Origin of the sequence: Pelomonas sp. Root1444, from assembly GCF_001426885.1 — a bacterium.
Classification (GTDB): domain Bacteria; phylum Pseudomonadota; class Gammaproteobacteria; order Burkholderiales; family Burkholderiaceae_C; genus Pelomonas.
On the sequence record NZ_LMFP01000001.1, the window covers coordinates 576,088 to 591,054 of the forward strand.

Annotated in this window: 14 protein-coding genes; 8 read left to right on the plus strand and 6 right to left on the minus strand. The window is 65.8% G+C overall.

Translation table 11 applies throughout. The annotated features are described in order from the left end of the window. Positions 1-9 precede the first annotated feature (9 nt). Genes dapF through ASD35_RS02585 form a run of 5 tightly spaced genes read left to right on the plus strand, consistent with a single transcriptional unit; the run spans position 10 to position 5,174 of the window. Positions 10-849: a diaminopimelate epimerase gene (gene dapF, locus ASD35_RS02565; RefSeq protein ID WP_056873325.1), complete on the plus strand. Its 840-nt coding sequence runs from the start codon at positions 10-12 to the stop codon at positions 847-849. Continuing rightward, positions 846-1,559, plus strand: a complete 714-nt coding sequence (locus ASD35_RS02570) for a DUF484 family protein (RefSeq protein WP_056873326.1) — start codon at positions 846-848, stop codon at positions 1,557-1,559. The genes dapF and ASD35_RS02570 overlap by 4 nt, the downstream gene beginning before the upstream one ends. Then, on the plus strand, positions 1,556-2,479 hold the full coding sequence (locus ASD35_RS02575) for a tyrosine-type recombinase/integrase (RefSeq protein ID WP_056873327.1): 924 nt from the start codon (positions 1,556-1,558) through the stop codon (positions 2,477-2,479). Before ASD35_RS02570 ends, ASD35_RS02575 begins: the two co-directional genes overlap by 4 nt. Beyond that, positions 2,476-3,996, plus strand: coding sequence for a hypothetical protein (locus ASD35_RS02580; protein ID WP_056873328.1), 1,521 nt, complete (start codon positions 2,476-2,478; stop codon positions 3,994-3,996). Before ASD35_RS02575 ends, ASD35_RS02580 begins: the two co-directional genes overlap by 4 nt. After that, positions 3,993-5,174 (plus strand): class I SAM-dependent rRNA methyltransferase, encoded by a 1,182-nt coding sequence (locus ASD35_RS02585; RefSeq protein WP_056873329.1) that lies wholly within the window; start codon positions 3,993-3,995, stop codon positions 5,172-5,174. Before ASD35_RS02580 ends, ASD35_RS02585 begins: the two co-directional genes overlap by 4 nt. Before the next feature lie 44 nt (positions 5,175-5,218). Here the strand turns inward: ASD35_RS02585 and ASD35_RS02590 are convergent, their stop codons facing one another. Beyond that, the gene (locus ASD35_RS02590; RefSeq protein WP_056873330.1) at positions 5,219-5,695 is read right to left on the minus strand and encodes an Lrp/AsnC family transcriptional regulator; all 477 of its coding nucleotides are present in this window, start codon (positions 5,693-5,695) and stop codon (positions 5,219-5,221) included. Positions 5,696-5,825: 130 nt separating this feature from the next. On the opposite strand from ASD35_RS02590, the gene glmS reads away from it, so the two are divergent. Beyond that, positions 5,826-7,685, plus strand: coding sequence for a glutamine--fructose-6-phosphate transaminase (isomerizing) (glmS, locus tag ASD35_RS02595; protein WP_056873331.1), 1,860 nt, complete (start codon positions 5,826-5,828; stop codon positions 7,683-7,685). A gap of 289 nt (positions 7,686-7,974) precedes the next feature. Here glmS and ASD35_RS28290 read toward each other — a convergent pair whose 3' ends face one another. From ASD35_RS28290 to ASD35_RS02615, 5 genes are all read right to left on the minus strand, one after another. Next, on the minus strand, positions 7,975-8,307 hold the full coding sequence (locus ASD35_RS28290) for a DUF6527 family protein (protein WP_082579828.1): 333 nt from the start codon (positions 8,305-8,307) through the stop codon (positions 7,975-7,977). Continuing rightward, positions 8,304-9,695, minus strand: a complete 1,392-nt coding sequence (locus ASD35_RS02600) for a ThiF family adenylyltransferase (protein ID WP_056873332.1) — start codon at positions 9,693-9,695, stop codon at positions 8,304-8,306. The genes ASD35_RS28290 and ASD35_RS02600 overlap by 4 nt, the downstream gene beginning before the upstream one ends. Continuing rightward, a complete protein-coding gene (locus ASD35_RS02605) occupies positions 9,692-10,798 on the minus strand; it encodes a multiubiquitin domain-containing protein (protein ID WP_056873333.1) in 1,107 nt (368 codons plus the stop codon). The genes ASD35_RS02600 and ASD35_RS02605 overlap by 4 nt, the downstream gene beginning before the upstream one ends. 218 nt (positions 10,799-11,016) lie before the next feature. Next, on the minus strand, positions 11,017-12,243 hold the full coding sequence (locus ASD35_RS02610) for an ImmA/IrrE family metallo-endopeptidase (RefSeq protein WP_056873334.1): 1,227 nt from the start codon (positions 12,241-12,243) through the stop codon (positions 11,017-11,019). Positions 12,244-12,275: 32 nt separating this feature from the next. Next, entirely contained in the window at positions 12,276-12,566 is a 291-nt protein-coding gene (locus tag ASD35_RS02615; protein ID WP_056873335.1) for a type II toxin-antitoxin system HigB family toxin, read from the minus strand. 187 nt (positions 12,567-12,753) lie between these two features. Between ASD35_RS02615 and ASD35_RS02620 the strand changes: the two genes are divergently transcribed. Together ASD35_RS02620 and ASD35_RS02625 are read left to right on the plus strand one after the other, a co-directional pair. After that, entirely contained in the window at positions 12,754-13,362 is a 609-nt protein-coding gene (locus tag ASD35_RS02620) for a restriction endonuclease subunit S (RefSeq protein WP_056873416.1), read from the plus strand. 8 nt (positions 13,363-13,370) lie between these two features. Then, on the plus strand, positions 13,371-14,885 hold the full coding sequence (locus ASD35_RS02625; protein WP_056873336.1) for a type I restriction-modification system subunit M: 1,515 nt from the start codon (positions 13,371-13,373) through the stop codon (positions 14,883-14,885). The last annotated feature ends 82 nt before the right edge of the window (positions 14,886-14,967 follow it).

Sequence of the window (14,967 nt, forward strand, 5' to 3'; positions counted from 1 at the left end):
ATCGGCCGCATGAGATTGCGCTTCACCAAGATGCACGGCGCGGGCAACGACTTCGTCGTCATCGACGCGACCCGCGAGCCGTTCGCGCTGAGCCGCGAGCAGATGCGCCTGCTGGGCGACCGCCGCTTCGGCGTCGGCTGCGACCAGATCCTCGTCATCGAGCCCAGCACCGACGCCGGCGCGGACTTCCGCTACCGCATCTTCAACAACACCGGCGACGAGGTGGAGCACTGCGGCAACGGCTCGCGCTGCTTCGTGCGCTTCGTCGTCGATGCCGGGCTGACGGACAAGCGCGAGATCCATGTCGACACGATGAACCGCCGCCTGCTGCTCAAGCTGCAGGACGACGGCCGCGTGACGGTGGACATGGGCCCGCCGGTGTTCGACCCCGCGGCGCTGCCGTTCGACACCCGCGGGCTGCAGCCGCGACTGGAAAACGGCTTCGCGCTGTGGCCCGTGCAGGGCGTGGAGGTCGGCGTCGTGTCCATGGGCAACCCGCATGCGGTGCAGCGCGTCGACGATGTCGAGGCCGCGCCGGTGCTGACGCTGGGCCCGCTGATCGAGCGCGATGCGCGCTTTGCCAAGCGCGTCAACGCCGGCTTCATGCAGGTGCTGGCGCGCGACCGCATTGCGCTGCGCGTGTACGAGCGCGACGCCGGCGAGACGCTGGCCTGCGGCACGGGCGCCTGCGCCGCGGTGGTGGCCGGCATCCGCGCCGGCTGGCTGGACGCGGCGGTGGAAGTGCAGACCCGCGGCGGCCTGCTGCGCATCGAATGGGCCGGTGGCCAGAGCCCGGTGCTGATGACCGGCCCCGCTGTGAAAGTTTTTGACGGAGAGATCACGCTGTGAGTTCCAACCCGGCCGCCGACGCGGTGCAAGGCATCACCGAAACCGACATCGCCAACTACCTGGCGGCCACACCCGGCTTCTTCGAGCGCCACGCGGCGCTGCTGGCCAGCGTGCAGCTGCAGCATCCGCACGGTGCCCGCGCCGTGTCGCTGCAGGAGCGCCAGGCCGAGATGCTGCGCGACAAGATCAAGGGCCTGGAGATGCGCATCATCGACATGATCCGCAACGGCCAGGACAACGTGGCCATCGCCGACCGCCTGCACCGCTGGACGCTGGCCGTCATGCGCGCCGCCGGCACGCCGGCCGAGCTGCCCGAGGTGCTGCTGTCCGAGCTGCGCCACCAGTTCATGATCCCGCAGGCCAGCCTGCGCCTGTGGGGCGTGGCGCCCGAGCACGAGACGGCCGAGTTCGCGGCGTCGGTCAGCCCCGACGTGCGCAGCTTCGCGTCCAGCCTGAGCCAGCCGTACTGCGGCGTGAACTCGGGCTTCGAGGCGGCGCGCTGGCTGGGCCTGTCTGAGAGCGGCGGCACGGCGACGTCGCTGGCGCTGATCCCGCTGAGCCAGCCCAACGCCAACGAAGGCAAGCCCTTCGGCCTGCTGGTGCTGGGCTCGCCGGACCCGACGCGCTACACGGCCGAGATGGGCACGGACTTCCTGAACCGCGTGGGCGAGATCGCCAGCGCCGGTCTGGCGGGCTTGTTGGCCGCATGAGCGGGCTGCTCGCGGACTACGAGGAGTTCCTGCAGCACGCCCGCGTGCAGCAGCGCCTGAGTCCGCGCACGCTGCGCATCTACACGGACGGCCTGGAGCGCCTGCAGGCCATGCTGGCCGAGACGGCCATCGACGCCCGCACGCTGGGCATCGCCCAGGCCAGGCGCCTGGCCGCGCTGCTGCATCGCGAGGGCCTGGCGCCCAAGTCCATCGCGCTGCTGCTGTCGGTCTGGCGCAGCTGCTACCGCTGGATGGGGCTGCAGGGCCGCGTCGCGCTGAACCCGTTCGACGGCCTGCGTGCGCCCAAGGCGCCCAAGCCGCTGCCCAAGGCGCTGGGCGTGGACGACGCGGTGCAGCTGGCCACCTTCACGCCCGAGGCGCCGGCCGATCCGGTGCTGGAGGCGCGCGACCGCGCGATGGTCGAGCTGCTGTACGGCGCCGGCCTGCGCGCGGCCGAGCTGATCGGCCTGGACGTGCAGGCCAGTGGCAGCGCGGCCGGCTGGGTGGACCTCGAATCCGCCGAGGTGCACGTGCTGGGCAAGGGCGGCAAGCGCCGCAGCACGCCGCTGGGCAAGGCCGCGGCCGAGGCGCTGCGAAGCTGGCTCGCCGTGCGCCCGCAGCGCGCGGCGGCGGGCGAGGCAGCCTTGTTCGTCGGCGCGCGCGGCCACCGCGTGGCCGGGTCGACGCTGCGCAGCATGCTGTCGGCGCGCGCCGTGGCCGCCGGCACACCGGCCCACGTGCACCCGCACATGCTGCGGCACAGCTTCGCGTCCCACCTGCTGCAGTCCAGCGGCGACCTGCGCGCCGTGCAGGAGCTGCTGGGCCACGCCCACATCACGACGACCCAGGTCTACACGCAACTGGATCACCAACACCTCGCGCGCATCTACGACGCCGCACATCCGCGAGCCAAGAAATGAGTTTTCGACTCGCCACGCTGGTGGCACTGGTGCCGGCCTGCGCGCTGGCCACGCCCGATGACGCCCCCTTCGCCAACCCGGCGCGGCTGAACACCGTGCGCCCCGCGGCCGTCGAGGCCAACTGGACGCGCATGAAGATGCCCGACGGCGGCCGCACGGCCTTCGCGTCACTGAGCTACCTGATGGCCTATGACGACGACTGGGGCTTCGGCCCCGGCTTCTACGGCACGGCCAAGGGCAACTACGGCGGCATCTTCACGGTCGGCTTTACCGGCCAGCGGCGCTGGCGGCTGTCGGGCAACACGCACCTGGCGGCCAGCCTGTACGTGGGCGCGGGTGGCGGCCTGTCCAGCCAGCAGATGCGCTTCGGCGGCGGCCTGATGCTGCGCCCCGAGCTGTCGCTGCGCACCGAGAACAAGGGCTGGTACACGGGTGTCGGCGTCTCGCAGATCCGCTTCCCGAGCGGCAACGTGAAGAGCGGTGTGGGCGTGGCGTTCACGGTGGGCCGCTCGATGGACTTCATCAGCTTCTCGCCCGACGACGCCGGCAAATCCGGCCGCGCGGGCCGGCGCTCGGGCCTGGGCTTCGACGAGATCACGCTGACCGGCGGCATGGAAAAGCCCCGCGCCTCCAGCCGCACGCGCGGCGGCACGCCGTACGCGGGCAAGGTCGGCAAGGCCGGCGCCGAGCTGCGCCAGTACATCGCCGACGGCAGCTGGTGGGGCGTCGAGGCGTCCGGCGCGGCCAAGGGCGGTGTCGACGGCTACATGGAAGTGCTGGGCCAGATCGGCCAGGACTGGGCGCCGTTCGGCACGCCGCGGCTGCGCATCGGCGGCCAGCTTGGTGCGGGCCTGGGCGGCGGCGGCAATGTCGACAGCGGCAACGGCTGGCTGCTGCGCGCCGGGCCGACGCTGCGCTGGATCACACCCTGGGGGCCGAGCCTGCGACTGGACGCCGGCGTGACGCATGCGCCCAGCGGCGCCTACACCGCGCCGTACGTGCGCGCCGCGTTGAGCATGCCGCTGGACCGCACGCCGACGCTGATCGCCGACGACCCGGGCGGCACGGTGCGCGTGCAGCAGCTCGGTGCCAGCGTCATGCACGTGCCGCGCATGCGCTTCAAGGACGGCCGCCAGGAGGCCGTCAGCCACCTGGCCGTGAACATGTCGCGCGAGTTCTCGCCGCGCTTCTACGGCACGGCGCAGGCCGGCAGCGCGGCGGCGGGCAGCGCGGGCGCCTATTCCTTCGGCCTGTTCGGCGTCGGCGTGCAGAGCGACCCGCTGTGGGGCCGCATGCGCGTCGGCGCCGAATGGCTGGTCGGCGCGGCCGGTGGCGGCGGCGTGAAGGTGGGCGGCGGCGCGGTGACGCAGGCCGAGGTGTGGGCGCAGTGGCAGGTCGCCGAGCGGCTGCGCCTGCGCGCGGGCGTGGGCCAGTTCCGCACCATCCGCGGCAGCGACCAGTCCACGCCGCTGTCGCACCTGCAGCTGAGCTACGCCTTCGGCACGCTGCAGCGATGAAAAAGGTCTCCCTTCGCCCGGGCAAGGAGCGCTCGCTCCTCAAGCGCCACCCCTGGGTGTTCGAGAGTTCCATCGCGCGCGGCGGCGGCGATTCGGGCGAGACGGTGCGTGTCGAGTCGGCCGACGGGCAGTTCCTGGCCTGGGCCGCGTTCAGCCCCAAGTCGCTGATCCGCCTGCGCGCCTGGAGCTTCGACGAGGCCGAGCGCATCGACGCGGGGTTCTTCCAGCGCCGCATCGAGCAGGCCATCGCGATGCGCGCGCGGCTCGCCATAGCGTCCGACGCCTGGCGGCTGATCCACGGCGAGGCCGATGGCCTGCCCGGTCTGGTGGTCGACCGTTATGGCGACACGTTGGTGGCGCAGTTCGGCAGCGCCGGTGCCGAGCGCTGGAAGACCGTCATCGCGGACGCGCTGCTGGCCGCGACCGGCCTCACGCGCCTGTACGAGCGATCCGACGCGCAGGCCCGCGAGTGGGAAGGCCTGCCCGTGCACACCGGCTGGCTGCGGGGTGACGGTGCAACTGCACTGACCATCCGCGAACACGAGTGGCAGCTCACGCTGGACGTCGCCGAAGGCCACAAGACCGGTTACTACCTCGACCAGCGCGACAGCCGCAGCCGCTTCGCCGATGCGGTGAAGCAGTACGGCGTGAAGACGGTGCTGAACTGCTTCAGCTACACCGGCGGCTTCTCGGTCGCGGCGCTGGCGGGCGGCGCGACGCAGGTCGTCAGCGTCGATTCCTCCGGCCCCGCGCTGGAACGCGCCAAAGCGCATGTCGCGCTGAACGGCTTCGCCGCGAACCGCCACGAAGCCTGGGACGCCGACGTCAACGCCACGCTGCGCCGCTGCTTGCAGGAGGGCCGGCGCTTCGACGCCATCGTGCTCGACCCGCCCAAGTTCGCGCCAACGGCAGCCCACGCCGAGCGCGCGGCCCGTGCCTACAAGGACATCAACCGGCTGGCCTTCATGCTGCTGAACGACGGCGGCCTGCTGTACACCTTCTCGTGCTCGGGCGGCATCTCGCCAGACCTGTTCCACAAGATCGTGGCGGGCGCGGGCCTGGACGCCGGCGTGGACGGCTACATCGTCGAGCGCCTGTCGGCCGCGGCCGACCATCCGCAGACGGTCTGCTTCCCCGAGGGCGACTACCTCAAGGGCCTGGGGATCCTGAAGCGGTGAACTGCCCCCGTGGGAACGGGGGCGGCCCGGCGCTCGGCCCGCTGTTAGCCGCGAGGCGTGGGAAGCGTGATGCGGGTGTCGAACTTGGCCCGCTTCACGCTGAAGAAGGCCTTGATGTTGCGCACGTTGGCGTCCTGGGTCAGCAGACGCTGCGTCAGCGCGTGGTAGGCCGGCATGTCGGCCACCTGCACGACGAGCACGAAGTCCGGCCCCGGCGACACGCGCCAGCATTGCTGCACGGCGGCTTCCTGCACGGCGCGCGCCTCGAAGGCGTCCAGGTGCTCGGCGCCTTGGCGGTCCAGCGTGATCTCCAGGATGGCCGACAGGCCGGCGCCCAGCTTGTCGGCCGACAGCAGGGCGACCCGGCGCTCGATGACGCCGGCGTCCGCCAGGCGCTTGACGCGGCGCAGGCAGGTGGCGGGCGACACGGCGATGCCGGCGGCCAGGTCCTGGTTGCTCAGTGAGGCGTCTGACTGCAGCGCGTCCAGCAGGCGCAAATCGATGGCGTCGAATTCATTCATTGATATTTAGATTTTGAATGAAAATTTCACTTGGAACCAGGAGGGAAATTTTCATTCATAATAATATGAAATTTGCACGCATATGCCAACTCGACCTGCCTAGCATGCCTGCTCCTCAAAGGAGAACCTCATGTGCGGCATCGTCGGCGCAGTCAGTCAGCGCAATATCGTCCCCATCCTCGTCGAAGGCCTGAAGCGGCTCGAGTACCGCGGCTATGACTCCTGCGGCGTGGCCGTGCACCAGGACGGCGGCCTGCGCCGCGCGCGCAGCACCTCGCGCGTGGCCGAGCTGCAGGCCCAGGCCGCCGAGGACGGTATTTCCGCCGGCACCGGCATCGCCCACACCCGCTGGGCCACGCATGGCGCCCCGGCGGTGCACAACGCCCACCCGCATTTCTCTGCCGGCCCCAACGCCAGCGCCGACAGCATCGGCCGCATCGCGCTGGTCCACAACGGCATCATCGAAAACCACGACGAGCTGCGCGCCGAGCTGAAGGCCCGGGGCTACCAGTTCAACAGCCAGACCGATACCGAGGTCATCGCCCACCTCGTCGACCACCTCTACAGCGGCGACCTGCTCGACGCCGTGCAGCAGGCCCTGCCGCGCCTGAAGGGCGCCTACGCCGTGGCCGTGTTCTGCCGTGACGAGCCGCACCGCGTCGTCGCCGCGCGCGAGGGCTCGCCGCTGGTGTTGGGCGTGGGCGAGCAGGAGAACTTCGTCGCCTCCGACGCGATGGCGCTGGCCGGCGTGACCAACCAGATCGTCTACCTGGAAGAGGGCGACGTCGTCGACCTGCAGCTGGGCCGCTACTGGCTCAGCCGCCTGGACACCGCGACCGGCCGCTACCAGGCCGTGCAGCGCGAGGTCAAGACCGTGCACGCCCACAGCGGCGCGGCCGAACTGGGCCCCTACCGGCACTACATGCAGAAGGAAATCTTCGAGCAGCCCACGGCCATCGCCAACACGCTCGAAGCCATCACCGGCATCAGCCCCGAACTCTTCGGCGACGGCGCCTACCGCATCTTCAAGGACATCGACAACGTCCTCATCCTGGCCTGCGGCACCAGCTACTACTCCGGCTCCACCGCCAAGTACTGGCTGGAGAGCATCGCCAAGATCCCGACCAGCGTCGAGATCGCCAGCGAGTACCGCTACCGCGACAGCGTGCCCAACCCGCGCACGCTGGTCGTCACCATCAGCCAAAGCGGCGAGACCGCCGACACCCTCGCCGCGCTGAAGCACGCCCGCGCCCAGGGCATGAAGCACACGCTGACCATCTGCAACGTCTCCACCAGCGCCATGGTGCGCGAGTGCGAGTTGGCCTACATCACCCGCGCCGGTGCCGAGATCGGCGTCGCGTCCACCAAGGCCTTCACCACCCAGCTCGTGGGCCTCTTCCTGCTGACGCTGGCGCTGGCGCAGACCCGCGGCCACCTCAGCGAAGACGACGAAGCGCGCCACCTGAAGGACCTGCGGCACCTGCCCGTGGCGGTGCAGGCGGTGCTGGCGCTGGAGCCCCAGGTCATTGCGTGGAGCGAGGAGTTCGCCCGCAAGGAAAACGCGCTCTTCCTCGGCCGCGGCCTGCATTACCCGATCGCGCTGGAAGGCGCGCTCAAGCTCAAGGAGATCAGCTACATCCACGCCGAGGCCTACCCGGCCGGCGAACTCAAGCACGGCCCGCTGGCGCTGGTGACGGCCGAGATGCCGGTGGTGACCGTGGCGCCCAACGATGCGCTGCTGGAAAAGCTCAAGAGCAACATGCAGGAAGTCCGCGCCCGCGGCGGCCAGCTCTACGTCTTCGCCGACGGCGACACGGCCATCGAGAGCGAAGCCGGCCTTCATGTCATCCGCATGCCCGAACACTACGGGGCGTTGTCGCCCATCCTGCATGTGGTGCCGCTGCAGCTGCTGGCGTATCACACGGCGTGCGCGCGGGGGACGGATGTGGACAAGCCGCGCAATCTCGCGAAGTCGGTCACCGTGGAGTGACGGCTAGGAGGCGTTGACTTTTTTGGTCGTATAAATAAAGATTGTCAGCGGAAAACAAAGGCTGTCAGCGTTCGATAGAGGATGATCTGACGGAAATAGGTCTGTCGGAGTTTGAATAGGGTCTGTCGAACATGTCCAACGAGACGGCTTCCGTTACAAGTTCGACCATGACGCGGAGGGCCCCGAGTGGGGCCCTCACGCTTTGTGCTGTTGTCGGCGCGCAGAGCGCTGAGGTTCAGCGATTACCCGGTCAACCCACTGCTTGACGACCGCCCAGTCGAATCTCGAACTAAGGGCACCAGTGCACTTGACCATGGCGGATCCAGAAGTGCGATTGACAGCCGTCACGCAACCACACTGAAGGGGTCAAGGATGGGCGACCTTTCTGGTCCAGGACCAGATCCCAGCGCGGTGCCGCCTCTTTGATCAGTAACAGTTCGATCTTCCTGCCGCAACCGCAAGGGCACCGCATCCCTACACACCAATCTTCATCGTCGTCCCGCGCCAGCACGAGGGCCCTGAACGGCAGCCTCGGAGGCAGGCTGTCTCCACTGAGCACCTGAAGACGGCGAGCCGGCGCCACGAAGTCGAACAGCCTCAGCAACAGCCTCTTGGCTTTCATGCGATTGCCTTCGACTTCGGCGCGCGAAGGGCGGGTAGCCCCAGGAGCGGCTCCGAGTCGCCGCGTGCGAACTGCGGGTTGGTCGTCGTCGGGAACGACTCAACCGGGAAGAATTCCTCTTCGTTTGCAGCGAGGCTGAACCGCGTTCTGGCGTACGCAGCGTTGGACTCATGGCGAAACGGGTAGGCCCGCGCGATGAACTCCATCACGCATGCGGATGCCGCCCTCATGTTCAGCGCAATGACTGCTGGCGCTTCTTCGGTGACGCCGCGTAGATAGCCGGCCTGCATCTCTTCCCTGTGTGCATCCGGTGCTGTGCGCCGCAGGTACTCCGCGCGCAGCGAGGCGGGATCGTAGACCCCACGATCTTGAAGCGTCGGGCCGCCCGGGTGGACGTAGTCGATTCGCCCGCAGGCGTCAGCGATAGCTAATCCTCCCATCGTCCTTCTGGTGGGAATCGAGACCCCTACGTCGAACAGCGGGATCAAGAAGCTGGCGGCCAAAAGATCTGCGATCTGTCGGGCATCAAGGGTGTCTACGCACGAGAACATCACGTCGGCTTGGCTGGCGCACAGCACTGCTTCGCGTGTCGAGATTGACGCGTTCACTGGTACGGCGACCCCCTCACCCCTGTAGCTGGTCACAGCTTCAGCAAACGCGACGACCTTCGATCTCTGAGCCTTGGCGTCCGCCAATGTCGAGTTGACGATTCGATTCAGGTTGCGCGGTTCGATCTTGTCGAAGTCGATGAGGATCACCTGGCCGAATCCAAACCGCGCGAGTTGCTCCGCGACAAGCGAGCCCGTCCCAGACACACCGATGACGCAGGCACTGAGGCGACCGAGCTCTTGGGTCGCCTCGCTGGTGAATGCTGTTGGTCGGGGGCTGAACTTCCTGTCGGCCCAGTGCCAGGTGAGCTCATCACCGGCAACCATCACAGACTCGACCGAGATCGGTGACAAGTCCTGCCGGTAAAGACGCGCCAACACGGCGCCATCAGGGGTCATGATCGCTGTGCCGTGTAGACCGCCAAGCGCTTGAAAGAGACTGGTCACCGTCAACAGATCGCTTCGGTCGTCGTGCCGAGAAAAGCCGAACAGACCACCGGGATGCGAGTGGGTCAGCACCAAAGAGAGGCCATCAGCTTCCGCCAAGTCGATGGCCTCTTCGATCGCGGACCCCGGCCAAACCAGGTAATCCGAGCGCCGCTCCTTGCAAGCAGAATGCGGCACCAACAAGACCTGCTTCACGAGCAGGCGCACTCGTGGGCCAGGAGTCCGAGCGCAGAGCAAGATGGCGGCTGCCTCAAGACCATCGCCTGGAAAGAGGTGATCTCGCAGTTTCCGTTGGTCTGCATTGGTGATCGTCAGGTTGGTGGGCGGGTTCATTGCTGCACCTCTTTGGCCAGCGCCGACTCGACCAAGGCAAGGTGGGTCACGACGTTGTCGGAGTCCGGTCGCCACTGCCAGGCATCGGACCGATGGCGTGACCACCGCTGGTAGGACTGGCCACAGATGGCCTCCTGTACCTGCGTGCACTCAAGCGCTTGACCACTGTTGAGCGCGAGACTCGGGAAGACATAGAACATGTCGATTTGCGCCCCGGGGTAGGTCGGCGGCACTTCGAGGGCCAAGGTGACCTGCTGTTGGTTGTAGCCCGCGGGAACCGAATATCCAAAGATCCGCAGCCAGCGCCGCTGGTTGTCGAGCACCGTCTCCCACTGGGTAAAGTGCTCGTCGAGGAAGCGTTCGTCAACGTCCAGCAACAGGAAGTCACGGCGAAGAGCTTGTGCTGCTTCACCGTTGCTCACGTCTTTCGGGGTCAAGCGAATCTTTTCGATGCCGGGCGCCCGCAAGTCAACGACCGAGGTGAGTTCCAGCTCCTGCTTCGGTTGCCCGGCTACCTTGAGGAAGATGTGCCAGCCTTGATTGGTGTCAAAGCCCGCTTGGCGCATCGCATCACTGACAACGATCGTGGGAGTAGCCACCTCGAGGCGGACGCCCTGAATGTTGAGGATCCAAATGGGGGCTCGGCTGTAGAAGGCTTCGACCCCTGCATGGCCGAGATCGACCAAGTCGTGGTCTTCGACGACAACGTCAGCCTTGTCCTGACGCTCCAAGTACAGGAGTTTGTCCGCCTGAACGCCGCCGAGGTGGCGCAGGATGCTCCCGGAGATCCGCTGCACTGGCCAATCGATGCGCTTGCCATCAATCGTCAGCCTATACGAGCGGTCGGTGACGACCACAACGAACCGGCCGCCGGGTTGCGGAACGCCCACCACTTCGGTCGGGCGAATGTCTTCCAGTTCGCCGTTGGCCAGCAGGTGGAGAACGGTGACCACCTGGGCATCGCTGTAGCCTGCTGCGCTGGCAATTTGCGCCCCGGTGGGGGTGTGGTCCGCCAGAGGAACAGGCTTGAACACGAGGTCGAGGCCAGCGACCTCGATGAAGTGCCCATCTTGGGCAGGAGGGAAGGTGTTTGCGTTGGGCATGGGTGCCCCTTTCGTAAAGCGAAATGAACGTTTTTCCGTGACTGGTCAGCCACGAAAGACCACAGACATCGCTTGGGAGCCTTGACTGGGGGCTCCGACGCAAACACACTCTCAATCGCCAAACCGAGTCGGGCGTTCGCGTCAGATTCACCCCTAAGGGCAAGCTCTCAAGCTTGCCCTTTCCTATTTGTACGGCAGCATTTGTTGCGCCTCCTTTCTTACTGGCAGGCCAGTTGGTTGTTGAACAAGTCGGAGACCTTGCCAGCCGAGCTGATCAGGTTTGACAGCAAGCGCCAGTTCTCCGTCTCCTTGCGAACTCGCCCGGCGATGATGGCTGGATGAATCTGTAGTTGCCGCGCCAGGTCGACCGCGTCCTCGGTGGAGTGGCTGATCCTGACTGGGGCATTGACCCAGGCGGCCTCCGGAATCAAGGCTTCTCCGGCCTCTCGATCGGCCTCCAGCTCTTGATCGCTGGTTCGAGTCTTGTCGTCCAGGTTGTCCGCAATGCACGGATCCGACGCAGTCAAATGCCGCTGGACGTGGATGAGTTCGTGCAGCAGGGCGAACCAGAAGTTGTCGATGCGGTCGTGCCGAAGCGTCAGCGCAACGATCGGCGCTTCGCCGTCCAGCATGGCCGCCCCGTCAAGGTAGGTCTTGTCGAAGTGCCGCTCAAAGACCAACGCGATGCCATGGTTGGAGAGGTACTCCTGAGCCAGCAGAGGGCCGGACTCGAAGGTCGACAGCCGGGTCAGGTTGCGGATCCACTCTGACGTGATGACGCCGTGCTGATACGCGCCTTTGAGAGCCATGGCGCGTGCCTTTCGCAGCACGCAGGCTTGCCAGACCTTGAACGCGTACTCGTCCATGGTGCGGGCCCCTGTTTGATGAAGCGTCGCACGCATCATGACCGGCTGTCCGCCCAGGCCTGACGCGCACCGAAAGAAGCCCGTCACCAGTTCTTCTGCGTATTCCTTCAAGGACTGCAGCGGCCGCTTGTTCGGCCCGAAGAGACCACGTTCCTGCATCTCGGCCAACGGGAACTTCGTGTAGTCCACCGTCGAATCAACCGACAGCTCTTGCCCTTCGCCGATCAGCACGTCAGCCGGTATGCCCAGGCCTGCGTGCAGCCGGCGGATCATCGCCAGGCTCAACGGACGCTTGCGGCTCAGTACCTCGGAGACCTTGGACATCGAGCCGATGTAGGGCACGAGATCCTTGTGTGCCAGCCGCTGTTGATCCATCCGGAACAAGATGGCGTCGATTGGGTCCGGCGGCGTCGGGGGGAACTTGGTCTGTTCGTACGACTGGATGAGCAGGGCCAACAGCTCCAACTCAGCCTCTTCGGCGGATCCCACTGCGAGGTCCATGTCCATCAGCTCAGACAGCCGAGCAACGGCAACGGCGTGATCGCCGTCCGTCTTCAGTACTCGAATCTGCGTGCTCATGTTGTTCTCCTGGTGTCGAGGGTCTTTGGGGCTCACTGGCCGAAGTTCTTCTTGTCGTACTCGGCGTGTGTGCCGCCCCACTCGATCATGACGATGCCGTTCTGAAAACGGACTTTGACAACCAGCCGGTAGCTGTTGCCCTTGATGTTGAAGATGACCCGGTTGCCACCCAAAAAGCTTGCTGAGGCGTAGCGGTCCTTGATGTCCTGCGGGGATGACCAAGTCGCGCCCTCCACTTCCTTGCGCCAGGCATCCAGCGCTCCCCGAGCATCTGCATGGGCCGCCTTCAGCTCCTCCAAGATGGGTATGTTGACTAGTTGCATAGGCCTCGATTTGGCCCCCCGGCATGGTTCAATTGTGACTTCCCAAATGGGGAAGTGTCAAGAGTTCCCTTTTTCACGTTGGTTGCCTCCTTATGTTGTTGTAAGAGTCTCTTTTAGTGCGTCATCGCTAATGCTGCGTGCGAAATCGACGTTTGCATCCTAGCATGATCGCGCTAAGATGTGCAACATGAACGATGCCGCATTGAAAATGAAATTGGGCGACCTGGCGCATATCCGCGCCGGACACCCCTTTCGGGGCGCGGTTGAGGCGTTTCCTGAGGGGGCGGTCGCCGTTGTCCAGATGAAGGACATCCTGCCTGGCGAGGGTGTCGACTGGTCGTCAGCGGTCCGTACGGAACTGGTGGGGCGTAAGGAGCCGGACTGGCTGAGCGGTGGCGACCTCCTATTCGTGTCTAGGGGCAGTCGGTACTTCGCGGTGTGCATTGATTCGCCACCGGCGCCTGCTGTCTGCGGGCCGCACCTGTTCCACCTGACGGTCAAGGCTCGCGAGCGGCTGATGCCGGCATTCCTTGCCTGGATGGTTGGGCAGGGCCCGGTGCAACGTCAGCTCCAGCAGGCGGCCTCCGGATCGCTGCAACTCAGCGTGACCCGGCAAGCGCTCGAGGCACTCGAGATCCCGCTGCCACCGCTTGCGACCCAAAGGTTCGTCACAGATTTGGCTGCGGCGGCTGCTCGTGAGCGGGCCGTTCTGACTGCCCTGATCCAAAACCGCGAGCTGCAGCTTGAGGCGCTCGCCTCCGCCCTGGCCAGCGGACAACCCATGAATCTCACCTGAGGGTACCGATGACTGAAATCACGAACGTCAGCCAAGACGACATCAACGCCGCTGTCTGGAACGCCTGCGACACCTTCCGCGGCACTGTCGACCCAAGCATCTACAAAGACTTTGTGTTGACGATGCTGTTCTTGAAGTACGTCTCGGACGTCTGGCAAGACCACTACGACGGCTACAAGCAGCAGTACGGTGATCACCCGGAGCTGATCGCCGAGATGCTCAAGAGCGAGCGCTTCGTCCTGCCCTCTGACGCGAGCTTCTATGCCCTGTACAACCAGCGGCACAGCCCTGGCAACGGCGAGCGCATCGACAAGGCTCTGCACGCCATCGAAGAAGCCAACATCACCAAGCTGCGCGATGTGTTCCAGGACATCAGCTTCAACTCCAACAAGCTGGGCGACGAGCAGCAGAAAAACGACATCCTGCGCCACCTGCTGGAGGACTTTGCCAAGCCCGAACTGGACCTGCGCCCCAGCCGCGTTGGCCAGCTCGATGTGATCGGCAACGCCTACGAGTTCCTCATCAAGAACTTCGCCTCGACCAGCGGCAAGAAGGCCGGCGAGTTCTACACGCCGCCCGAGGTCTCAACTCTGATGGCACGGCTGATGGCGCCACAAGAAGGCGACGAGATCTGCGACCCGACCTGTGGCTCCGGCTCACTGTTGATGAAGTGCGGCCGACTGGTCCGCGAAGGCACTGGCTCGCGCAAGTACGCGCTCTACGGCCAGGAAGCGATCGGCAGCACCTGGGCTCTCGCCAAGATGAACATGTTTCTGCATGGAGAGGACAACCACCGCATCGAGTGGGGCGACACCATTCGCAACCCCAAGCTGCTGGACGGCACGATCAACCTGAAGCACTTCGACATCGTCGTTGCGAACCCGCCTTTCAGCCTAGAAAAGTGGGGCTTCGAAGGCGCCGACGCCGACAAGTTCAGCCGCTTCCGCCGCGGCGTGCCTCCGCGCACTAAGGGCGACTACGCCTTCATCCTCCACATGGTCGAGACGATGAAGCCAGGTTCCGGCCGCATGGCAGTGGTCGTACCACACGGAGTGCTGTTCCGTGGTGCGGCCGAAGGGCGCATCCGCCAGAGGCTAGTTGAGGAAAACTTGCTCGACGTCGTGATTGGCTTGCCCGAGAAGCTCTTCTACGGAACGGGCATCCCTGCCGCGGTGCTGGTGTTCCGCAAGTACAAGACAGACGACAAGGTGTTGTTCATCGATGCCAGCCGCGACTTCGAGGCCGGCAAGAACCAGAACCTGCTGCGCAAGACCGACCTTGAGCGCATCCTGGACACCGTCGCCACGCGCCAGCCGGTGGCGCGCTACGCGCATTTGGCCACGCCGGCCGAGATCGCCGAGAACGACTTCAACCTCAACCTCCCGCGGTACGTCGACACCTTCGAGGAAGAGGACGAGATCGACCTGATGGTTGTGAAGCGCGAGCGCGAGCTTCTCAAAGCAGAGCTGGCGCAGTTAGAGCATCAGATGGATGCCTACCTGAAGGAGCTTGGCTATGAGTAACGGCAAGCCTGTCGAGCACGGGGACGCGCGTGCGGCGAAAGCGAGAGCAGCTGGCGAGGACGACATTGCCGAACTCAAAAGG